17 protein-coding genes, 1 tRNA gene and 2 pseudogenes are annotated in these 21,313 nt (G+C 68.5%); 11 read left to right on the top strand and 9 right to left on the bottom strand.

The window, feature by feature from the left end; genetic code table 11:
- Nucleotides 1-29: 29 nt before the first annotated feature.
- Nucleotides 30-2,192, top strand: coding sequence for a 3-hydroxyacyl-CoA dehydrogenase NAD-binding domain-containing protein (locus ACWGKS_RS05120; protein WP_452521777.1), 2,163 nt, complete (start codon nucleotides 30-32; stop codon nucleotides 2,190-2,192).
- Here ACWGKS_RS05120 and ACWGKS_RS05115 read toward each other — a convergent pair.
- On the bottom strand, nucleotides 2,183-2,881 hold the full coding sequence (locus ACWGKS_RS05115) for a TetR/AcrR family transcriptional regulator (RefSeq protein ID WP_452521775.1): 699 nt from the start codon (nucleotides 2,879-2,881) through the stop codon (nucleotides 2,183-2,185). The genes ACWGKS_RS05120 and ACWGKS_RS05115 overlap by 10 nt on opposite strands.
- Before the next feature lie 267 nt (nucleotides 2,882-3,148).
- On the opposite strand from ACWGKS_RS05115, the gene ACWGKS_RS05110 reads away from it, so the two are divergent.
- The 4 genes from ACWGKS_RS05110 to ACWGKS_RS05095 all read left to right on the top strand — a co-directional run bounded on the left by ACWGKS_RS05110 (nucleotide 3,149) and on the right by ACWGKS_RS05095 (nucleotide 8,574).
- Nucleotides 3,149-4,369 (top strand): oxygenase MpaB family protein, encoded by a 1,221-nt coding sequence (locus tag ACWGKS_RS05110; RefSeq protein ID WP_358514252.1) that lies wholly within the window; start codon nucleotides 3,149-3,151, stop codon nucleotides 4,367-4,369.
- A gap of 83 nt (nucleotides 4,370-4,452) precedes the next feature.
- Nucleotides 4,453-5,685: an oxygenase MpaB family protein gene (locus tag ACWGKS_RS05105; protein WP_358514253.1), complete on the top strand. Its 1,233-nt coding sequence runs from the start codon at nucleotides 4,453-4,455 to the stop codon at nucleotides 5,683-5,685.
- Between the two features lie 85 nt (nucleotides 5,686-5,770).
- The gene (locus ACWGKS_RS05100) at nucleotides 5,771-8,080 is read left to right on the top strand and encodes a molybdopterin cofactor-binding domain-containing protein (RefSeq protein WP_452521772.1); all 2,310 of its coding nucleotides are present in this window, start codon (nucleotides 5,771-5,773) and stop codon (nucleotides 8,078-8,080) included.
- Between the two features lie 17 nt (nucleotides 8,081-8,097).
- On the top strand, nucleotides 8,098-8,574 hold the full coding sequence (locus tag ACWGKS_RS05095) for a (2Fe-2S)-binding protein (protein WP_358514255.1): 477 nt from the start codon (nucleotides 8,098-8,100) through the stop codon (nucleotides 8,572-8,574).
- Between the two features lie 386 nt (nucleotides 8,575-8,960).
- On the opposite strand, the gene ACWGKS_RS05090 is transcribed toward ACWGKS_RS05095, so the two are convergent.
- Nucleotides 8,961-9,530: a TetR/AcrR family transcriptional regulator gene (locus ACWGKS_RS05090; RefSeq protein WP_358514256.1), complete on the bottom strand. Its 570-nt coding sequence runs from the start codon at nucleotides 9,528-9,530 to the stop codon at nucleotides 8,961-8,963.
- A gap of 89 nt (nucleotides 9,531-9,619) precedes the next feature.
- Between ACWGKS_RS05090 and ACWGKS_RS05085 the strand changes: the two genes are divergently transcribed.
- From ACWGKS_RS05085 to ACWGKS_RS05075, 3 genes are all read left to right on the top strand, one after another.
- The gene (locus ACWGKS_RS05085) at nucleotides 9,620-10,585 is read left to right on the top strand and encodes a ketopantoate reductase family protein (protein WP_452521769.1); all 966 of its coding nucleotides are present in this window, start codon (nucleotides 9,620-9,622) and stop codon (nucleotides 10,583-10,585) included.
- Between the two features lie 160 nt (nucleotides 10,586-10,745).
- Nucleotides 10,746-11,951, top strand: coding sequence for a cytochrome P450 (locus ACWGKS_RS05080; protein WP_452456876.1), 1,206 nt, complete (start codon nucleotides 10,746-10,748; stop codon nucleotides 11,949-11,951).
- Between the two features lie 36 nt (nucleotides 11,952-11,987).
- Nucleotides 11,988-12,197 carry a ferredoxin gene (locus ACWGKS_RS05075; RefSeq protein ID WP_358514259.1) on the top strand — a complete coding sequence of 70 codons (210 nt, stop codon included), beginning with the start codon at nucleotides 11,988-11,990 and terminating at the stop codon, nucleotides 12,195-12,197.
- Nucleotides 12,198-12,283: 86 nt separating this feature from the next.
- Here ACWGKS_RS05075 and ACWGKS_RS05070 read toward each other — a convergent pair.
- Nucleotides 12,284-12,357: transfer RNA gene (locus ACWGKS_RS05070), tRNA-Pro, on the bottom strand.
- Nucleotides 12,358-12,454: 97 nt separating this feature from the next.
- The gene (locus ACWGKS_RS05065; RefSeq protein WP_358514261.1) at nucleotides 12,455-14,092 is read right to left on the bottom strand and encodes an outer membrane protein assembly factor BamB family protein; all 1,638 of its coding nucleotides are present in this window, start codon (nucleotides 14,090-14,092) and stop codon (nucleotides 12,455-12,457) included.
- A gap of 496 nt (nucleotides 14,093-14,588) precedes the next feature.
- On the opposite strand from ACWGKS_RS05065, the gene ACWGKS_RS05060 reads away from it, so the two are divergent.
- A complete protein-coding gene (locus ACWGKS_RS05060) occupies nucleotides 14,589-14,948 on the top strand; it encodes a hypothetical protein (protein ID WP_358514263.1) in 360 nt (119 codons plus the stop codon).
- On the opposite strand, the gene ACWGKS_RS05055 is transcribed toward ACWGKS_RS05060, so the two are convergent.
- Nucleotides 14,887-16,176 (bottom strand): RNA-guided endonuclease InsQ/TnpB family protein, encoded by a 1,290-nt coding sequence (locus tag ACWGKS_RS05055; protein WP_452521765.1) that lies wholly within the window; start codon nucleotides 16,174-16,176, stop codon nucleotides 14,887-14,889. The two genes, ACWGKS_RS05060 and ACWGKS_RS05055, sit on opposite strands and share 62 nt — an antisense overlap.
- A 16-nt stretch (nucleotides 16,177-16,192) precedes the next feature.
- Nucleotides 16,193-16,552: pseudogene (gene tnpA / locus ACWGKS_RS05050) on the bottom strand (IS200/IS605 family transposase).
- Nucleotides 16,553-16,645: 93 nt separating this feature from the next.
- Here tnpA and ACWGKS_RS05045 point away from each other — a divergent pair.
- Nucleotides 16,646-16,915, top strand: a pseudogene (locus ACWGKS_RS05045) (TIGR03767 family metallophosphoesterase); the annotation flags it as partial.
- Between the two features lie 233 nt (nucleotides 16,916-17,148).
- Here the strand turns inward: ACWGKS_RS05045 and ACWGKS_RS05040 are convergent.
- On the bottom strand, nucleotides 17,149-18,177 hold the full coding sequence (locus tag ACWGKS_RS05040) for a glutathione S-transferase family protein (RefSeq protein ID WP_358513700.1): 1,029 nt from the start codon (nucleotides 18,175-18,177) through the stop codon (nucleotides 17,149-17,151).
- 98 nt (nucleotides 18,178-18,275) lie between these two features.
- Nucleotides 18,276-18,683, bottom strand: coding sequence for a RidA family protein (locus tag ACWGKS_RS05035; protein ID WP_358513698.1), 408 nt, complete (start codon nucleotides 18,681-18,683; stop codon nucleotides 18,276-18,278).
- A 146-nt stretch (nucleotides 18,684-18,829) separates the two neighbouring features.
- Here ACWGKS_RS05035 and ACWGKS_RS05030 point away from each other — a divergent pair, with 146 nt between their 5' ends.
- Nucleotides 18,830-20,212, top strand: a complete 1,383-nt coding sequence (locus ACWGKS_RS05030) for an NAD-dependent succinate-semialdehyde dehydrogenase (RefSeq protein ID WP_358513696.1) — start codon at nucleotides 18,830-18,832, stop codon at nucleotides 20,210-20,212.
- Here the strand turns inward: ACWGKS_RS05030 and ACWGKS_RS05025 are convergent.
- Nucleotides 20,190-21,281 (bottom strand): NAD(P)-binding domain-containing protein, encoded by a 1,092-nt coding sequence (locus ACWGKS_RS05025; protein ID WP_358513694.1) that lies wholly within the window; start codon nucleotides 21,279-21,281, stop codon nucleotides 20,190-20,192. The genes ACWGKS_RS05030 and ACWGKS_RS05025 overlap by 23 nt on opposite strands.
- Between the last annotated feature and the right edge of the window lie 32 nt (nucleotides 21,282-21,313).

Genomic DNA, 21,313 nt, shown 5'->3' with positions numbered 1-21,313 from the left:
ACACGATGTCGAAAGGAAACAGCGCACCGATGCCCCACACGAACATGTTCGCCTGGGACCAGGGGGCCGACGGCGTCGTCGTACTGACGATGAACGACCCGGACCAGCCGATCAACGTCATGAACCAGACCTACGTGGACTCGATGGAGGCCACCCTGGAGCGTCTGGAGGCCGAGCGGGAGGGCATCACCGGTGTCGTGCTCGCCTCCGCCAAGAAGAGCTTCTTCGCCGGCGGTGACGTCGGCTTCATGAGCAGGGCCCGGCCGGAGGACGCCGCGGCCCTCACCGAGCTGTGCTCCACGATGAAGAACCAGTTGCGTCGGTTGGAGACGCTGGGCCGACCGGTGGCCGCGGCCATCAACGGCACGGCCCTGGGCGGCGGATTGGAGGTCGCGCTCGCCTGCCACCACCGGATCGCGCTGGACGTCGCGAGCACACGCATCGGCCTGCCGGAGGTGACCCTCGGGCTACTACCCGGCATCGGGGGCGTCAGCCGGACGGTCCGGCTCCTGGGTCTGGAGAGGGCGCTGACGGACGTCCTGCTCCAGGGACAGTGGTACCGCCCGGCCAAGGCGCTGGCCAAGGGCCTGGTGCACGATCTGGCCGACACCCCGCAGGAGCTGCTGGCCAAGGCCCGGGAGTGGGTGCTGGCCAACCCCGACGCCGCCCAGCCGTGGGACCTGCCGAACCACCGCATGCCCGGTGGCTCCCCCGACCACCCCGGGCTCCGGCCGATGCTTCCGGCCTTCCCCGCCAACCTGCGCAAACGACTCAAGGGCGCGAACATGCCGGCGCCCCGCAACATCCTCGCCGCCGCGGTCGAGAGCGCGCGGTTGGACTTCGACTCGGGCCAGAAGGTCGAGACGAGCTACCTCGTGGAGCTGATGACCGGTCAGGTCTCCGCGAACATGATGCAGGCCTTCTTCTACGACACGCAGCACATCGAGAGCGGCGGCAACCGCCCCGAGGGGTACGAGAGGTTCGTCCCGGAGACGGTGGCCGTGCTGGGCGCGGGCATGATGGGCGCCGGTATCGCCTACTCGTGCGCGCGGGCCGGCCTGCGGGTGGTGCTGAAGGACGTCGAGTGGGCGGCGGCCGAGCGGGGCAAGCGGTACTCCGAGAAGCTGGTCGCCAAGGCCGTCGCCAAGGGGCGGATGACCCGGGTGAGGGCCGACGAGTTGCTCGCCCGGATCTCGCCGACCACCGACGCGACGGAGCTGAGCGACTGCGACCTGGTGATCGAGGCGGTCTTCGAGGACCCCGACCTGAAACAGAAGGTCTTCGCCGAGGTCGAGTCCGTCGCCCCGAACGCTCTGTTGGGCTCCAACACCTCCACCCTGCCGATCACCGATCTGGCCAAGGGGGTCGAGCGCCCGGAGGACTTCGTCGGCCTGCACTTCTTCTCCCCGGTGGACAAGATGCCGCTGTTGGAGATCATCGTCGGGGAACACACCTCCGACGCCACCCTCGCCAAGGCGGTCGACGTCGCCCGGCTCATCGGCAAGACCCCCATCGTGGTCAACGACGGTCGGGGCTTCTACACCAGCCGGGTGATCGGCAGGTTCGTCGACGAGGCCGTCGCGATGCTCGGTGAGGGGCTGCACCCGGCCTCCATCGAACAGGCGGGCCACCAGGCCGGCTACCCCGCGCCGCCGCTGCGACTCATGGACGAGCTGACCCTGACCCTGCCCCGCGGGATCCGCGAGGAGACCAAGGCCGCGGTCCTGGCCGAGGGCGGCGAGTGGAACGCGCACGGTTCGGAAGTGGTCATCGACCGGATGATCGACGAGTTCTCCCGGGGTGGACGCTCGACGGGGGCCGGTTTCTACGACTACGAGGACGATCGACGCGTCGGACTCTGGCCGGGTCTACTTGAGCACTTCACCGTCCAAGGGCGGACCATTCCGTTCGAGGACATGAAGGAGCGGATGCTCTTCGCCGAGTCCCTCGACACGATCCGCTGCCTGGACGAAGGGGTACTGCGGTCGGTGCCCGACGCCAACGTCGGTTCCATCCTGGGCATCGGATTCCCGGCCTGGACCGGGGGCACCCTGCAGTACGTGAACGGCTACCCGGGGGGCCTTTCGGGGTTCGTCACCCGGGCCAAGGAGCTCGCCGCCGCCTACGGCGAACGGTTCGAACCACCGGCGTCCCTGGTGGCCAAGGCCGAGCTGGGAGAGCGCTACGAGTGAGTGCTCGTCGGTGGAGCGGGCCGGGGACCCGGTCCCCCGGTCCGCTCCGGAGGCCGCAGCATGGGCACCAGGAACTGTTCGGCTATCGCCCGCAGTTCCGCGTCGTCGTCCAGGTCGACCATGTGGCTGGGGATGATGAGGAAGGACGCGGAGACACGGACCATCAGTTCCGCGACGCGTTCGACCTCCACGTCGGGTTCGATGTTGCCCGCCTGTTGTTCGAGGCGCAGCTGTCCGGCGACGAACGTGCACACCGTCGCCAGCGTGCGTCCACCGTCGTTGATCATGGAGGGCGCGACCACGTCCGGTTCGTCGTTGAGCAGAACCCCTATCAACGGATGCGCGCGAATGGTCCGCAACGAACTCGCGAAGCCGTACACCACCCGTTCGCATACCGTGTTCGCCTGCTTTATGTCGACGAGGAACCGGTCGAAGTAACGACGGAACTCACGCCGCACCACGTTCTCGATCAACGCGTCCTTCGTGGCGAAACGGCGATAGACCGTGATCCTGGAGACCCCGGCCAGGGTGCCCACGTCCTCCATCGTGGAACGTCTGATGCCCATTCGACAGAACTGCTCGTAGGCCGCGTCGAGCACGCGTGTGGTGATCTCGTCCTGGTCATCGACCCGACCGACCGCGTCCGCGTACGCGCGTTCCAGGAGGGATTCCGGTTCTGAGGGCGCCATGGTCACAGATAATACAGGCTCCATGGATTCACCTTCCTCTCGTGTTCATCGAGCCCGGATCCAGGACGAACTTTTCCACCCTGGCCCGGACACTGTTCGGGCTGATGAAAGCCACTGCCGAGAACCGGTCCGCTTAGCGGTTCGATGAACGGATCATGTTAAGGGTCTGGCGCTTCACGTTAAGTTGTGTTTCGCTGATGATACGCAGAATCAAACTACGTATCACAGTATCATCCTGGTCCTGTGTTTCGAGAGAGGATCCCAACCATGGCGCACATCAACAGGCGCCGAGCCCTCATCGCCGCCGGTGCCTTCGGTGCCTTGGTGGCCGCGGCCCCGGCCCAGGCACGCGCGATGGCCGGCTGGAACTGGTCTCCCACCGACTCGGTGGCCGGTTCGGGCGCCGGACTCGACCCGCACCAGGTCTGGGACCCGGTGGCCGATCCCCTCCTGAAGTCACTGTTCGAGCGGGGAGCCATCCCCGAGGTCAACGACGCCCTGTGGAACTGGAACACCAACGAACAGGCACTGCCCGAGGGTCTGCCCTCCGACCTGCGGGACTTCATGGAAGAGGCCCGTCGGATGCCCTCCTGGGCCGATCAGGAGAAGCTGGAGGTCGCCGCCGAGTTCAACCGCACCCACGGGCTCTACCTCAACCTGAACAACGGTCCCGGTGGTGGCATGCTCGCCTGTGCCATCCCCGCCGAGGCGCGCTCGGTCTACTACTCCGCCGGTGGCGCGGACATGAAGGACCGGGTGGCCAAGACGAGCCTCTTCGGTTTCGCGGTCGGTTCACTGGACGCCTACCGCCCCGAGGGGACCTGCGTGGTCGAGTGCGTCAAGACCCGGCTGGTGCACGCGGGGGTGCGGCACCTGCTCCCCCAGTCCCCGCACTGGCGGGACTCCGCGGACGAGGACCTCCCGATCAACCAGGAGGACATGCTCGTCACCTGGCACACGCTGCCGACCTTCGCCATGCGCAACATGCAGGAGTGGGAGGTGACGATCACCGACGACCAGGCCGAGGCCTACCTGCACGTGTGGCAGGTGACCGCGGCCCTGCTCGGGATCTCCGAGGAGTACATCCCCGCCACCTGGGAGGCCGCCTACGCGCAGTCGGACGAGATCATGGCGCGGAACATGGGACCCACCGAGGAGGGCACCTACCTCGCCGACACCCTCCTGGCCCAACTGTCCGACCGCATCGGCAGCGCCTCCCGCCCCCTGGTCAACTCCCTGGCCCGCTTCCTCATCGGTGACGAGGTCGCCGACTCCATCGAGATCCCGCGCGAACGCCCGTGGGACGACCTGGTCGTCAGAGCTTGGCCGACCTTCGTCAGGTTCCGCGAGGGCCTCATTCCGCGCCCGCTCGTGCCCCAGATCGCCTGGACCATCGAAGAGTTCATCCGCCAGTACACGCTGCTCTCCCTCACCGACGGTGAGGAGACCAAGATCGAGATCCCCACGCACAACAACCCCGACTACTGATCTCGAAACGGGCAGAACCCCCCACTCACCCCCCGCTCTTCGGGCAACGGTGTACCGACCGGCCCGGTGAAGGAGTCACGGACATGAAGGACCTCAACAGACGAACGATTCTGGCCGGCGGAACCCTCGGAGCGTTCGGGGCCATGGGCATGATGTCCCCCGCCTACGCACGCGCCATGACCAACTGGACCTGGTCGGCGGACCAGTCCATCGCCGGTTCCGGCACCGGCATCGACCCCCTGAACGTCTGGGACCCCAAGGGCGACCCGATCGTCGCCGGCCTCCTCGATGACGGAGTGGTCCCCGAGGTCAACGAACTGCTGCGGCAGTGGACCCGCAACGACCAGGACCTGCCCTCCGGGCTCCCCGCGGAGTTGAAGAACTTCATGGAAGAGGCCCGGCAGATGCCCTCCTGGGCCGACACCGACAAGCTGGAACTGGCGGTCGAGTTCAACGAGAAGCGCGGCCTTTACCTCGGCACCCTGTACGGGCTGGCCAGCGGCATGATGTCCACCGTCATCCCGCGCGAGGCCCTGGCGGTCTACTACTCCAAGGGGGGTTCGGACATGAAGGCCCGAATCTCCAAGACCGCCAAGCTCGGCTACGACATCGGCGCCACCAACGCCTACCGGCCCGACGGCGAGATGATCGTGACCGCGGTCAAGACCCGACTGGTCCACGCCGCGGTGCGACACCTGCTCCCGCAGTCCTCCTTCTGGAAGGAGGTCGCCGACGAGGAGATCCCCATCAGCCAGGCGGACATCATGGTCACCTGGCACAGCCTGCCGACCACCGTGATGCGCATGCTGACGGACTGGGAGATCCCCATCCCGGACGACGAGTCCGATGCCTTCCTGCACTCCTGGCAGGTCAGCGCCGCCATGCTCGGGGTCGACGACGAGTACATCCCCGCTTCATGGGACGCCGCGAACTCGCAGGCCGAACAGGTGCTCGACCCGATCCTGGCCCCGACCCGCGAGGGCATCGATCTGGCCGACATCCTCCTCGACCTGGCCAAGAACGTCGACGCCGGCATCGTCAGCCGACCGATCCTGGGCGCCTTCACCCGATTCATGCTCGGTGACGAGATCGCCGAGTGGTTGGAGATCCCCAAGGAACCGATCTGGGACCGGGCGCTGGACACGTTCTGGGACCCGTTCGTCGCCGTTCGCGAGGGCGTGCTCGACCGCTTCCCCGGCACCAGCACCCTCTACTGGACCTTCGACGAGTTCCTGCGCCGAGCGATGTTGCTCTTCCTCTCCGAGCTCCAGCCGATCAGCATCGAGATCCCCACCACCAACAACCCCGACTACTGACCCCTCGCCGGGTCCGCGGCACGGTACCTCCGCGCCGTGGACCCGTGTCGCGGCGAAGCAACGAAGGAATGGCGAGATCGATTCGATGAGTCAATCCGGACAACCCCTCGCGCCCCGTCCCGGCGCGCACGTCGTCGGTAGACGCCGCTTTCTCGGATACGTGCTGGCGGGCGCCACGTTGGTCACCGCCGCGGAGCTCGTCCTACCGGAGGCGGCCGGGGCCGAGGAGGCACAGGCCGCCGACCTGACGGACATCGTCGACCTCAACGACGTGATGACGCTGGCGGCCAAGCCGACCTCGCTGCTGATCACGGTCGAGGTCCACGACGACGGCACGGTCTCGTTCGCCCTGCCACGCGCGGAGGTCGGTCAGGGCATCACCACGTCGACGGCGATGCTGATCGCCGAGGAGATGGACCTACCGCTGGACCGGGTACGGGTCACCCTGGCCGACGCCCGACCGGAACTGCTCTTCAACCAGCTCACCGGCGCCTCGAACACCACGATCTCGACCTACACCCCCATCCGGATCGCGGCCGCCGCCGCACGACTGCGGCTCATGGAGGCCGCCGCCGACGAGTTCGGCTCCGACGTGGACGCACTGACCCTGCGAGACGGCGTGATCTCCGACGAGGCCGGACACAGCGCCGACATCGGGACCCTGGCGGCCAAGGCCGCGAGCGAGACCGACGAGGAGGTGGACGTCGAACTCAAGTCGGCGCAGGCGTTCAACGTCGTCGGCACACCCCAGAACCGCGTCGACGCGCTCGACGCCGTCACCGGGCGCAAGAAGTTCGCCATGGACCTCGCCGTGGAGAACGCCCTACCGACCATGGTGTGCCGGGCACCGACCATCAACGGCACGCCCGCCTCGGTCTCCAACGCCGACGCCGTACTGGAGATGCCGGGCGTCACCGACGTCGCGAGCATCTCCACGGGTGTGGCGGTACGGGCCGAGACCTTCGGCCAGTGCATGGACGCCGTTCGGACCCTGGAGGTCTCCTGGGCCTCGGGCAGCGCCGACGGGTTGTCCGACGCGGACGTGCTCCGGGAACTGGAGGGGGCCGAGCCGCGCATGCCGTTGCCGCTGCCGGGCGTCTCCCGGATGGAGGAGAAGTTCACCTTCCACTTCCGCAACAACAGCGCCCTGGAGCCGAACTGCGCGATCGCCGACGTGCGTTCCGACAGAGCGGAGATCTGGGCGGGGCTGAAGTCGCCGATCGTCGCCCAGGGCGAGATCGCCAAGCTGCTCGGCCTGCGACAGAGCGCGGTGACCGTGCACATCACCGAGAGCGGTGGTTCGTTCGGGCGCAAGCTGTTCTTCGACGCCGCGCTGGAGGCGGCGGAGGCCTCGAAGGCGTTCGGCAAGCCGGTCAAGCTCATGTGGCACCGGGCCGACGACACCCGCCAGGGGCGCACCCAGCCGATGGCGATCTCGCGCGTACGCATCTCCCACACCCGCAACCACGTGCTGCGCTACGACCAGCGGCACACCAGCGTCGCCACCGACCTGAGCCACGGGTTCGGCGACGTGGTGACCGCCATGGCGGCGCAGGTCCCGGGGCTGGACGGCACGTTCTCCCAGGTGTTCTTCCAGCTCTCCCAGGCGACGTCCTACGACTTCGGGCTCAGCACCCGCCTGCTCAACGAGACCAACCGGAGCTTCAACACCGGGAGCATGCGCAACGTCTACTCCCCGAACGTCCTGACCGCCCGTGAACTGATGGTCGACCGGCTCGCCCGGGAGTGGGACCGCGACCCCTACGAGTTGCGGCGCGACTTCCTGGACGACGAACGTTCCCGCGCGGTCCTGGACAAGGTCGCAGAGGTCGGCGAGTGGGGCCGGGAGATGCCCGAGAACACCGCGCAGGGCATCGCGTTCATGCACGAGTACAAGTCCGTGTGCGCGGTACTGGTCGAGATCGACTGCCGACCCGAGACCATCGAGCGCCCCATCCGCAACGGTGTGGCGGGCCCGCGCGTGACCAAGGCGGTCTGCGCCGTGGACGTGGGTCTGGCGGTCAACCCGCGCGGCCTGGAGGCACAGATGCAGGGCGGGATCATGGACGGCATCGCGCTCGCCCTGTCCTCCAGCCTGCACCTGGAAGACGGCCACTTCCTCGAAGCGAGCTGGGACAACTACTTCTACACCCGCCAGTGGAACACGCCTCCGGAGATGGAGGTCATCGTGATGCCGGCGAACGGGGAGCCCGGCGGCGCGGGCGAACTGGCCGTCGCCCCGGCCAACGCGGCCGTGGCCTGCGCGTACGGTCGGGCCACCGGCACGATGCCCACCACCTTCCCCATCAACCACGGGGAACTGTCCTTCGACCCCATCCCGACCGTGCCCCCGATCCCCGAATCCCCCACCGACGGCCTGGACGACGCGGTCTGAACCGAGGAGAACCCCCCATGCCCGAGCACACCTTCCGCCTCAACGGTGAACAGGTCACCGTTGACGTCGCCGACGACGTACGACTCCTGTGGGTACTGCGCGACGTCCTCGGTGTCACCGGCCCCAAGTACGGGTGCGGCATCAGCGTCTGCCAGGCCTGCACCAGCCACTTCAACGGCAGGGCGATCACCCCGTGCGCCGTCCCTGTCTCGGCCCTGGAGGAGTCCGACGAGATCACGACCATCGAGGGTCTGCCCGACACCGTCGGTCAAGACCTGCACCCGATGCAGGAGGCCTGGCTGGAGCAGGACGTGTCCCAGTGCGGCTACTGCCAACCGGGCCAGATCATGACGGCCGTCGCCCTGGTCCGGCGGGCCTCCGACGAGGGCCGTCAGATCACCGACGAGGACCTGGACGGCATCCGCAACATCTGCCGCTGCGGCACCTACCCGCGTATCCGGGAGGCCATCCGGAACGGCGCCGAACGCATGTGAAAGGGCCATGCGGCCCCCTCGGCGAACCCGTTCAAGTCCGGCCACGGCGGCACATCGCCCGACTGTCACGGCTGGAGGTCGACCAGTGAGGCGTTGTCCCGCCACAGGGCGTCCCTCACCCTGTCGTCGCGAGCGGGTTCCGAGGGCTCCGGCCAAGTGAGCGCATCGCGTCGAACAGCCGCGTAGTAGCACCCGGCGGGCGGGTCCACCCTCCCCAGCGCGATCGCTCCCAGGTGGGCACCGCCCGCCTCCTTACCGACGTGAACCGCTCCGGAATCGCCGGCGGGCGCGGGAAGACACGAACGTTCCCCAAGGGCGCCCGACCACCGCGCATCAGCGTGACGGCCCCGAGTCCAGCGGTTCGTCAGACCTCGCGTCGCGCCTTGTCATAGCGGGCGGCGCAGCCCGTCCAGCACGAGGGTGATGACATCGTCGGCCTCGGCCCGCCAGTCGGGGCGATCGTGGGCCGCGCCGATGCCGTGCAGTGCCATCATGATGGCGCCGGGGCCCAGGTCGTCACGGATGCCGCCGTCCGCGACGGCTGCGGTCACCAGGTCCGCGACCGCCTGTTCCAACGCCTTACCGCCTTCGGCGAGCGCACCCGAGCGGCTGGCCATGAGCGTGGCCAGCGTCCGGGCCAGGCCCTCGTGGGCACCTATGTGGTCGACCATGGCACGCAGGAAGGTCGCCAGCGCTTCCGCCGCCGGCAGCTCGCCCTGTAGTTCGCGAGCACGGGCGCACAGTGTGGCGACCTCCTTGTGGTAGACCGCCTCGGCCAGCGCCTCCCTGGTGGGGAAATGGCGGTACAGCGTGCCGGTGCCCACCCCGGCCAGACGGGCGAAGTCGTCGAAGCGCAAGTCGAAGAAGTCGCCCGCGTCGAAGACCTCCCGAGCCGTGGCGAGCAGGGCGTCGCGGTTGCGCTGGGCGTCGGCGCGCAGCGGCTTGCCTGCGGTCATGCATTGCCTCCCGTTGACAACTGGAGATCGTCTCCATATCTTCAAAGTGGAGATTGTCTCCACATAAATGATACCCCACGAGGTGTGCCATGAAGATCCTGATGTTCGGCCGAGGCGTGATCGCCACCATCTACGGCTGGGCCCTCGAACAAGCCGGGCATGACGTCGAGTTCTACGTCCGGCCGGGCCGCGCGGCGACGTACGGAGACGCTGTGGACCTCGACCTGATCGATACGCGGCGCCGGATGTGGGGGCAGCGCGTCGTCGAGAAGTGGCCGGTGCGCTACCGCGAGGCGCTGGAGCCGGACCACGACTTCGACCTGATCGTGCTCAGCGTGCCGCACCACCACATCGCGGAGGCGACGGCCTTCCTGGCCCCGCGTGTGGGCCGGGCCACGGTGCTGATCCTCGGCAACATCTGGACCGAGCCGGCGGCCGCGATCGGCGACCTCCCCGCCGACCGGATCGCCTGGGGCTTCCCCCAGGCCGGTGGCGGTTTCAGCGCGGACGGCGTGCTCCGTGGGGCGCTGCTGCCGTCGGTGGTCTTCGGCACCCTCGGCCCGCCCCCGACCGACCGAGAGCGGGCCGTTCGCCAGGCGTTTCGCCAGGCCGGGCTCCGGATCAAGGAGCGGTCCGACTTCCGCGGCTGGCTGTGGGTCCATTTCGTGTCGGATGCCGGCCTCTTCTCGCAGGGCTTGCGGCTGGGTTCCCTGTCCAAGTTGGTCGGGGCAACGGACGACCTGCGCGAAGGGTTACTGGCCGGCCGGGAGCTGCTGCCGCTCCTCCAGGCGCGTGGCGTTGACCTGCGCCAACACTGGGGCGGTGTGCTGCTGTTCCGGGCACCCACCTGGCTGACGGCCCCCGCGCTCGCCTGGCTGACCGCTCATTTCGCGCTCGCGCGCGTGAGTCTCGCGGCGCACTCCGACCCCGACGCCGAGGAGCCGCGTGCGGTCTGCAGGGACGTCCTGGCCGAGGCACGGCGGCTGGACGTCCCAGTACCACGGCTGGCAGCGGCGGAACCGCACTTCGCCCATGAGGGGACGGGTCGAGTCTGAATCCGCCGATGTTGTCGGTCCCGGTGGTCCGTTGCGGCTCCTCGGCCCGCCACATCCCAGAGCCGAATCCGATCGCACCAGTCGGTCGGCTGCCGTTCACACATGGCTTTGGCAGTCCAATCCCTATCGCCTGTCCGTGACGTCGTGGAAGGAAGAAGTCATGACCACCACCGAGAAGCACGAGTTCCCCATGGCCCGTACGTGCCCGTTCGCGCCGCCGCCGGCGTACCAGGAGATCCGCGAAGAAGAACCGGTCTCACGGGTTCGCCTGCCCGACGGGGGGTGGGCCTGGGTGGTCAGCCGCCACGAAGACGTGCGAAACGTGTTGAACGACCGACGGTTCAGCGCCCATCGGCAGCATCCGGATTTCCCAGCACTGGTCGAGGGCGAGGCGGTGTCCCGGCGGCCGGACGCGGAGCGCATGCTGCTCGAAATGGACGCGCCCGAGCACGGGCCGGCGCGCAAGGCCGTGCTCGGCGAGTTCACGGTGCGCCGGTTGGAAGCGCTGCGGCCGCGGATCCAGCAGATCGTCGACGGGCAGATCGACGCGCTGCTGGCCGGCCCGCACCCCGGTGACCTGGTGAAATCGCTATCGCTGCCGGTCCCGTCCCTGGTGATCTGCGAGATGCTGGGGGTGCCCTACGCCGACCATGAGTTCTTCCAGGGCCTCACGGTGAAGGTGATCAAGCAGTCGACGCCGCCCGAGGAACGGGGTGCGGCCATGGGGGCCATCCAGGGCTACATGGCCGACCTCGTCGCGGAGAAGGAACTGAACCCGCCGGACGATCTACTCGGGCGCCAGATCGTCAAGCTGCGCGCGGACGGCACCTACCGGCGGTCGGCATTGACCGGCATGGGCCTCCTGCTACTCGTGGCCGGCCACGACACGACGGCGAACATGATCTCGTTGTCGACCGTGGCGTTCCTGCGCAACCCGGAGCAGCTCGCGAAGATCAGGACCGATCCAGGCAAAACGCTCAACGCGGTCGACGAGATGCTTCGGTACTTCACGATCATCGACGCGGCGACAGCCCGGCTGTGCATCGAGGACATCGAGATCGGCGGGCAGCTCATCAAAGCCGGGGAAGGCGTGCTGGCACTCTCCTATGCGGCCAACCGTGACCCGAGGGCGTTCGAGAACCCGGACGAGCTCGACATCGAACGGCACGCGCGCCAACACGTCGCGTTCGGGTTCGGACCCCACCAGTGCCTGGGACAGAACCTGGCCCGAATGGAACTCCAAATCGTGTTCGACACACTGTTCCGCCGTGTCCCCACGCTGCGGTTGGCGAGAGACGTCGACGAACTGCCGTTCAAGGACGACGCGAACATCTTCGGCCTCTACCAGCTCCCGGTCACCTGGTAGAGGCCGCCCCACCCACCACCTCAGGAGATGAGGACCATGAAGATCATCGCGGACACCGACAGGTGCGTCGGCGCCGGACAGTGCGTGCTCACTGAGCCCGAGCTGTTCGACCAGAGCGAGGACGACGCCACGGTCATCGTGCTGGACGAGACACCGAGGAGTGAGCTGATCGAGAAGGCCCGCGAAGCGGTGCACCTGTGTCCTGGCCAGGCCCTCTCACTGGAAGCGTCGCCCAACCGAGGCTGACCTTACGGTCCGATACGACGTGGGCCGACACCCCGTCGGAGAAACAGAGAGGGGCCCACCTCGCGGTGGACCCCTCTCCTACTGCGTCGGGACGGCGGGATTTGAACCCACGACCCCTTGACCCCCAGTCAAGTGCGCTACCAAACTGCGCTACGTCCCGTCCGTTGACCAGCGCCTGCGGCGTTGCCAACAGGGAAAACCATACCGTATCGGGAGAGGTGTTCGGACCGGGATCCCCGCTGGGCGGCCGGTCCGGTTCAGGGAACCAATCCTTCGAGGACCTGTGATCGTTCGTCCTCGCTCAGGAGGACCACCGCGCCGGGTGTCGGCATGAGGATCGGTTCGCTCGATACCGTGCCGATCTGACGATCGTCCTGGAGCACGTTCCCCTCGCCCCAGGTGGTCGTCTCTCCGAACGGGACCGCTTGGACGACGACTTCGATGTCGTCGGCGTGCAGGCCGTGGGTCCTGGTGATCACCAGTGCGTCGTCGAGGACGACGATCTTGTCGGAACCGATGTGGACGCTCAGGTGGGTCTCCGTCAGCACGGCGGTGTCGGTGATCTCGCCCGAAGCGTCGGCACGGTGGAAGGTGTACTCCAATCGGTCGGTGTCGAAGGCGACGACGCTTCCCCGTGGATCCGCGTGGACCACGCCCTGGAAGTCGTCGGCTTCGGTCCCATCCGGGAGGGTGACGAGTTCGTTCCCGGTCGCCGGGTCCAGGACGACGGTGCGTCCCTGCGGCCCATCGTCCACCACGATCGGGCTCCCCGCCCACGTGGTGGGGGTCTTGGTGGGTCTGGGGCCATTACCTTCGGCGGACGCGTCCCACTCGGTGCGCCAGACTTCGGTCCTCGATCTCGGGTCGACGGCCACGACCGTGTCGGTGCCCGGGTCTTCAGGGCAGCCGAAAACACCGACCAGCAGCCGATCATGAACCATGTGCTGCGAGACCACGCACTCCTGGGGCAGGTCCAGGGACTCGGCCACCAGTTCGCGGCCGTGCTCTCGCACCCCACCACCAGGGGGGACGACGGCGTCGGAGTCCTCTTCGGCGATTTCTCCGGTCTCCGCGTCGAGCGCCACCGTCTGGAGGAGGCCCTCACCGCCGTCGTCGGTGCCGACCTGGTGCCGTACGTGCACATGGCCCTCGTCGACCCACACGTCGCGGACCGGATCGTAGGGGCGCCGGTAGGACCACAGTTCCTCACCATCGGTCCCGTCCAGGGCCACGGCGCCGTCGCGGAGCAGGACGAGGGGCCCGTGGCCGCCCGGGAGCACCTCGGTGACCTCGGCGCCCATGGGCGGCCGCCACTCCCAGCCCACCCGGGCGACGTTCGCCGGGACCTGGGAGGGGTCGGGGAGGTCGCCGGCCACCTGTCGGGGGACCCAGGGCAGAAGAACGGTACCGACCAGTGTCCCGGTAAGGGCCACGGCCAGCGAGCCCGCTCCGGCGGCGGGCAGGGCGTGGAGCCAGGGCCGGGGTTCGGGCCGACTCAGTCCGAGGAGCAGGAGCGAGCAGCCCAGGCCGACCGCGCAGGCGGCCACCCACAGGTGCACCTCGGGGGGAGAGGGCGAGAAGGTCCCCGCGTCGCGTGTGGTGGCTTCGAAGGAGTCCCGGGGGAAGGTCGGCCAGGCCACCAGTAGCCCGACCACGGCCAGGGGGACCATCCGGAACGGGTAGCGCTTCTCGGAATCCTCCCGCCGGTCCACGACGAGGAAGAGGGCGAGGACCCCGACCAGCACTGAGAGCATCCACCAGGAACCTCCGCCGAAGGCCTCCCCGCCGTAGACCACGGCCACGATGACGAGCCACAGCAGGGCGCCGGCCACCGACCCAGCCCCGCACCAGGTCAGGGCGTTGCGCAACACCCCGGGGTTCTTCTCTTGAGTCACTGTTCCGTTCCGTTCATCGAGGGTCGTGCGCCGATGAGTGGGCGTGGCCGTCGGCGGCGAGGCAGGAGGGGGCCAGGGCCGGGTCGAGGAAGGGACCACTCGGGGAGAGTCCTTCGGCCACGTGTTTCGGTGGGCCCGGAACCCCACTCCCTACGACGAAGGCCACATTCCGCCACGAAAAGCTAGCAGCCTCCCTGGTCTGGCCTCCCACCGGCGCCGGCCGGTTCCGGCCAGACGTGAAACGCTTTCATGTTCATGACGGGCTCGGCGGGGTCCGGCGAACGGGACCGGGCAGGAGGGCGACGCGCGGGTGGACATCGTCCCATCACCGACCGTCACCGAACGGGGTTCGGTACGAGCCGAACCGGTGATCCTACCCATCCGGCCCCGGCCCTCTCTTCTCCGGGGCGATCGGGGGCGCCCACCACCCATTGCCCCAGCGCACCGGGTGTTCTTCAATGAGTGCGCCCCCGTACCCCCGAAAGGACCCGCACGCATGCCCTCCCTCAACAGGCGTGGATTCCTCCTGACCACCTCCGCCGGGGTCGGCGGCGCCCTCGCTCTGGGCGCCTACCCCACCTCGGCCTCCGCCCACGAAAGCCTCATGCGCCAGCCCCTGGACCGGGTCGTGGCCCCGGAGGGGGCCACCCTCGCCGAGGTCGGTACCGCTGTCGGTGACGGCTACAAGCTGCTGACCTCCGGGCCCGGTTGGCCCATCGAGGTCCGCGAGGACCTCGTGGCCGCCCAGAGCGACCGCGACGACCGGCGCACCCCGCTGGCCGCCTTCGTCCAGTTCACCGACCTGCACTTGACTTCCTCCCCACGGCTAAAGCCGGGGGATTCCCACCAGCGATAACGCCGGTCGGCGCGCTGTCCCTCGCGGGGGCGCTGGTTCCTGCTTCACAGACCGGGTAACCCCCGAGGTCTCCGCAGGCTGACACCGCATGCCCTGCGGCGTAAAGGATGTTCTTGGCCGCGTTCACATCGGCGTGGTCGGTGTGTGCGCAGGAGGTGCACACGAACTCGGCTTGGCTCTTGCGCGAGTGGGCGTCCACCACCTTGCACCGATGACACGTCTGCGAGGTGTAAGCGGGGTCGACCAGCACGATCCGCGTGCCGGTCTTGCGTGCGGCGTTGCGCAGCGCGAGTTCGAGCCGGTGCCACCCCTTGTCCAGGATGGCCCGGTTCAGTCCGGACTTTTGACGCACCTGCTTGCCGGGGGTCTCGATGGTTCCCTTGGCGGAGGCGGTCATGTTGGTGGTGCGCAACTCCTCCAACACCACCACGTTGTGCCGGATGGTCAGTGTGCGGGCGAGCCGGCCGCAGAAGTCGGTGCGCCGTTCCACCGCACGGGTGGTGATCCGCCCCATGGCCTTCACCATCTTGGCCCGGTTGGTCGACCTCTTCCTACGCCGGGACAGTTTGCGCTGAAGGCGTAGGTACCGGGTCTTCTCCCCCACAGTGGCGAACGGGCGGTCGTAGAACTCGCCCGTGGACAACGTGGCCGCCACAGCCACACCCCGGTCCACCCCCACCGGGGTTCCCGCATGGTGCTCGGGGGTGAACAGCCCGTCTTCGACGAGAAACGATATGAACCAGTGCCCGCCCTTGCGGGATACGGTCGCCGAGCGGATCGTGCCCCCGATGGGGCGGGAGGAGCGCAGCCGCACCCACCCGAGCTTGGGCAACTTGGCCCGCGACCACTTGCGGTTCAGCTTCTCCACCACGATGAGGTTCCCGGCGGGGAAGCGGAACGACGGGCTCCACCGGTACTTGGCCCGCCACCGCACGTTGAAGGTGCCCTTCTGGTGGCATGCCCGGTCCAGGTCCTGCAACGTCTGCTGGAGCACATGCGAGGGGGCCGCCTTCAGCCAGGCCTCTTCCGTCTTGGCCTCGGCCAACTGCCCGGCCTGAAGGTGGTACCCACAGAAAGGACCCTGTCGGCCCCGGGTGTAGCGGTCGACGTACTGGCGGCGCTGGTCCAGGGCGGTGTTCCACACCGCCCGGCAGATGTCACCGAACTCGGTGCACATCGCCTCCTGCGCATCGGTCAGAGCAAGCCGGTAACGACGACCCGACAACATCGTGGAACACCCCCTCTCAGCGGCTCTTCTGGTTGTGCACGTACCGCTCGATCGCTTCCAGCGGGGCGCCTCCGACGGTGGCCACGAAGTAGCCGTTGGTGCACAGCATCGGCAGACGGGAGGAGCGACCCTTGATGGTCTTGACGAGCCGGTGCACTCCGAGCCGGGGGCCGACCTCCACGAGTAGACGCACGTGGTCGGGCATGACCTCCATCTTCACCTTTGTCGGCCATGCCCTCGCGCGCGATCTCCTTCAGCCGTTCCTCGATGCGACCGCCGAGGACGCGGCGCCGGTACTCGGGGCACCAGAGCACGTGAAAGGCACACTGGAAGTGATGTCACGGTTCGAGCGCAAGGTGACGGACGCGTAACTCATCGTATGGCAAAGGGCTGTTCAATGATCCCGTTCGCGGAAAGACGGCTCTCCCCAGGGCTGAAGCCCGGGATCTGCGCCACCCGAAAAATTCCGATCAACACCGCCTCCCACATCGACCACCCGCAGCTGGCCCGCTGCGTCGAACTCGTCGACAACGCCGACGGGACCATGTCGCTGTTCACCACCCTCGTGGAGGCCGACAGTCCCTACCAGGTCGACCACGGAGACTTCTCCCCCGTCGGGCTGGCCTCCCTCTACCGGGAACTGTCCGTCAACGACCTCTACGCCGAGCCCGCCAAGCTGGGTTCCCCGGCCGACCGCAACGTCGAACTCCTGGTAGCGGCCCACCACCCCGCCCGCTGACGGAAGGGGGCACGAGCACCGGCTCGGGACATCCGGGCCGAAGCTGTGGCTCTTGGGCGTGATCCCATCGATTCGGAGGAGCCGTTGGTTTCGCCGGTTTCGTGCCGCCCGGGGGTGGGTGGTGTTGGCGGGGCGCTTGAGGTCGGGGATTTGGGCGCCCCGCCCACAAGCCTGCCCCTACCTCTCGGCCCCGACCTCCATCTTTCCTCCCGAATCCCCGCTCGCAGGGCCCCTCAGCCCTGCTCCTCCAGGGGTGGGACGTGCTCACCCTCCACCACGGGTCCCGGCGGCGTTCCGTCCCCGAACGGGCGACCGCCCAGCTCCTCCCGGTGGTGTGGGGTGAGCCAACCCCGTGGGTCCGGGCCGACGGCCACGATCCCGGTGGGGTTGATGGCGGTGTGCACCGCGTAGTAGTGGACCCGGATGTGCTCCAGGTTGGTGGTGTCGCCGAAGCCCGGGGTCTGGAACAGGTCGCGGGCGTAGGCCCACAGCGCCGGGTACTCGATGAGCTTGCGCCGGTTGCACTTGAAGTGGCCGTGGTAGGCGGCGTCGAAGCGCACCAGGGTGGCCCACAGGCGCAGGTCGGCCAGGGTGATGTGCTCGCCGACCAGGTAACGGCGTTCTGTCAGGCGCTCCTCCAGGGCGTCCAGGCGGTCGAAGACTCCGCGAACGGCCCGCTCGTAGCGCTCCTGGTCGGGGGCGAACCCGGAACGGTAGACACCGTTGTTGAGGTCGCGATAGACCTCGGCGCTGACGGCGTCGATCTCCTCGCGCAGCTCCTCGGGGTACAGTCGCGGCGCGCCGGCGCGGGCCAGACCGTCCCACTCGGTGGCCATGTCCACGCTGATCTGGTCGTAGTCGTTGGAGACCAGGTGGCCGGAGGCGACGTCCACGAGTCCGGGTACGCTCACACCGCCGTCGTAGTCGGGGTCCCGGGCCAGGTAGGCCTCGCGCAGGGCGTGGATGCCGAGCACGGGGTCCTTGTCGTCGGGGTTGCCGGTGCGTTCGGTGAACACCCAGTGCGGGTCGCCCTCGATGATCTCCTGCACGGGGTCGGTGACGGCCAGGGAGACCACCTGTTCCAGCCCCATGAGGCGGCGGGTCATCACGACGCGGTGCGCCCAGGGGCAGGCCCGGTTGATCACCAGCCGATAGCGTCCCGGTTCGGCGGTGCGACCGAAGCGTCCGTCGGAGGTGATCCGGTCGGCGAAGGCCGCGGTCTCGCGCTTGATCTCCTCGGTCGGCAGCCGATTGGCCCGCATGGCGCACACCCTCCGTGTTCTGGGAACCTCTGTCTCCCCGATCCTAGGCCGAACCCACGTCGGGAACCCGGTTGTCCACAGGCGGGATTCCAGTGCTCTTACTCTCGTAGGGCGGCCACGGACTCGATCTCCACGAGCTGGTCGTCGTAGCCCAGGACCGTGACGCCCAGCAGGGTGCTGGGGACGTCGTGCTCGCCGAAGGCGTCCCGTACCACCTCCCAGGCCGTCACCAGATCCTCCTGGGACGTGGAGGCGACCAGCACCCGGGTACTGACCACGTCGGTCAGTGCGGCGCCGGCGTCCGCGAGGGCGGTCTTCAGGTTGGCCACGCACACCGCGGCCTGCCCTGCGTAGTCGCCCACGGCGGCGGTGGTGCCGTCGGCGTTCAGCGGGCACGCGCCGGCGGTGAAGACCAGTCGTGTCCCGGACGGGACCGTGGCGGCGTAGGCGTACTCCGCGACGTCGGACAGGGTGGCGGAACGGATGAGGGTCACGACGCTGTTCATCGGGGTCCCCTTCGGTGCGGAAGCGTTCGGTCACCGGGCACGTTAGCGTCGCACCGGCGAACGCCCCAACGGTTTTTTACGTGGGGAACGTTTCGTTACCGGCGTCGACCGAGCAGGGGGTCCATGAGACGGATGGAGGGAACCTCATGGCTTACGCGACCACGAACCCCTACACGAACGAGACCCTGGCGACGTTCCCGGGGATCGAGGACGAGGAACTGGACCGGGCCGTCCACACCGCCCAGCGGACCTTCGAATCCTGGCGCGCCAAGTCCTTCGACGAGCGCAAGGAGGTCGTCGCCCGCGCCGCGAGCATCCTGCGCGAACGACCCGACGAGTTCGCCCGTCTCCTCACCCTGGAGATGGGCAAGCTGTACGGCGAGAGCCTGGGCGAGGTCGACCTGGCCGCCTCGATCCTGGACTACTACGCGGACAACGCCGAGGAGTTCCTGGCCCCCGAGCCGGTGTCCACCGACCACCCCGAGGCGGGAGAGGCCATCGTGGTCAGCGACCCGATCGGGGTGCTGTTCGGCGTCCAGCCATGGAACTTCCCCTACTACCAACTGGCCCGATTCGCCGGCCCCAACCTCATGGCCGGGAACGTGGTGATGGTCAAGCACGCGTCGATCGTGCCGCAGTCCGCCGCGGCCTTCGAGCGGCTGTTCCGCGAGGCCGGCGCGCCGGAGGGCGCCTACACCAACGTCTACGCGAGCAAGGACCAGGTGAGCCGCGCGATCCAGGATCCCCGGATCCGCGGGGTCGCGCTCACCGGAAGCGAGGGCGCGGGTGCCAGTGTGGCCGCGCACGCGGGCGAGGAGTTGAAGAAGAGCACCCTGGAGCTCGGCGGCAGTGACGCCCTGATCGTGCTCGCCGACGCCGACCTCGACCTGAGCGTGGAGCGGGCGCTCTGGGGCCGGCTCAACAACGCCGGTCAGAGCTGCGTCGCCGCCAAGCGGATCATCGTGGTCGAGGAGGTGGCGGACGAGTTCCTGCGGCGGTTCGGCGAAGGACTCGCCGAGCTCAGGGCGGGCGACCCGTTCGACCCCGACACGACCCTGCCGCCGTTGTCCTCGCAGAGCGCCGCCGACGACCTCGACGCCCTGGTCGACGAGGCCGTCGACCACGGCGCCCTGATGATTACGCCCGGCGATCCCGTTCCGGAGGAGGGCGCGTTCGTCCAGCCCAGGATCCTCACCGGAGTCACCAGGGACAACCCGGTCTACGACAAGGAGTTCTTCGGTCCCGTCGCCCTCTTCTTCCGGGCCATGGACGAGGAGGAGGCGGTGCGGGTCGCCAACGACTCCAGCTTCGGGTTGGGAGGGTCGGTGTTCACCGAGGACATCGCCCACGGTGTGGACGTCGCCAGGCGGATCGAGACCGGGATGGTGTTCGTGAACCACCCGGCCTGGACCCGGCCGGAGCTTCCGTTCGGTGGTACCAAGAGGTCCGGTTACGGCCAGGAACTCTCCTCCGCCGGCATCCAGGAGTTCGTCAACAAGAAACTGATCAACGTGATGCCGACCGGCTAGGGAGCGCGGCCACCACCTGACGCGCGACGGCCCGCCCGGCCCGGTTCGCGCCGATGGTGCTGGCCTGCGGCCCGTACCCGGCCATGAACAGACCCGGTCGACGGACCGCGCGGCCATCCTCCACCCACATCCCTCCGCCTGGTTCGCGAAGGCGCAATGGGGCCAGGTGGGTGAGTTCGGCCCGGAACCCGGTGGCCCAGATGATGGCGTCCACCGGCTCGAACGTGCCGTCCGGCCAGCGCACCCCCTCGGGTTCGATCGCGGTGAACATGGGCCGGTCCACCAACAGCCCACGGTCCCGGCCCGCCAGGTTGGCGGGGGTCGCGGGCAGCCCGGTGCCACCGACGATGCTGGGCAGGCGACGACCGGCCCTCGCGGCCTCGTCCGCCGCGCGCACCGCGTTGATCGGCCCCTCCGGGTCGTCGACGAAGGTGACGGGTCTGCGCGTGGCCCATGTGGTGCTCGCGGCCACGCCCTCCAGTTCGCGCAGGAACCCCACCGCGGAGGTACCACCGCCCACCACCAGGACCCGCATCCCCGCGAAGTTCTCGGCGGCCCGGTAGTCGGGGGTGGAGAGCTGGATGCCCCGGAAGTCCGCCGCACCCGCGAAGTAGGGCCGGAACGGTCGACCCCAGGTGCCGCCGGCGTTGACCACGGTCCGCGAGAGGACCTCCCCTCGGTCGGTCACGACCCGGAACCCCTCGTCGTGGTCGTGCACCCCTCGCACCTGGACCGGGCGCACCACCCGCAGATCGAAGGAGTCCTCATAGCGGCGGTAGTAGTCACGGACCACGTCCCGGGCGGGGCGTTCGGGGTCGGCGGTGTCGAAACTGAGCTCCAGTTCCCGCATGCCGGGCAGGTCGTCGATCTTGTGGGCGTCGTCCAGACGCAGCGCCTCCCAGCGGAACTGCCAGGCTCCACCGGTCTGCGGCCCCCGGTCCAAAACCACGAAGTCGACCCCGGGCCTCAGCCCGAGTCGACGCAGGTGCCAGGCCACCGAGAGCCCGGCCTGCCCGGCACCGATGACGACCGCGTCGGTCGTCTCCGGCAACTCCGCCTTGTCCGTCATCGTTGCTCCCGTCGTCTCTCCTCCCCTGTCGC

This window comes from Nocardiopsis sp. NPDC055879 (genome assembly GCF_053615935.1).
The sequence above is the reverse complement of the archived record's forward strand: the minus strand, read 5'-3'. Positions and strand labels throughout refer to the sequence as shown.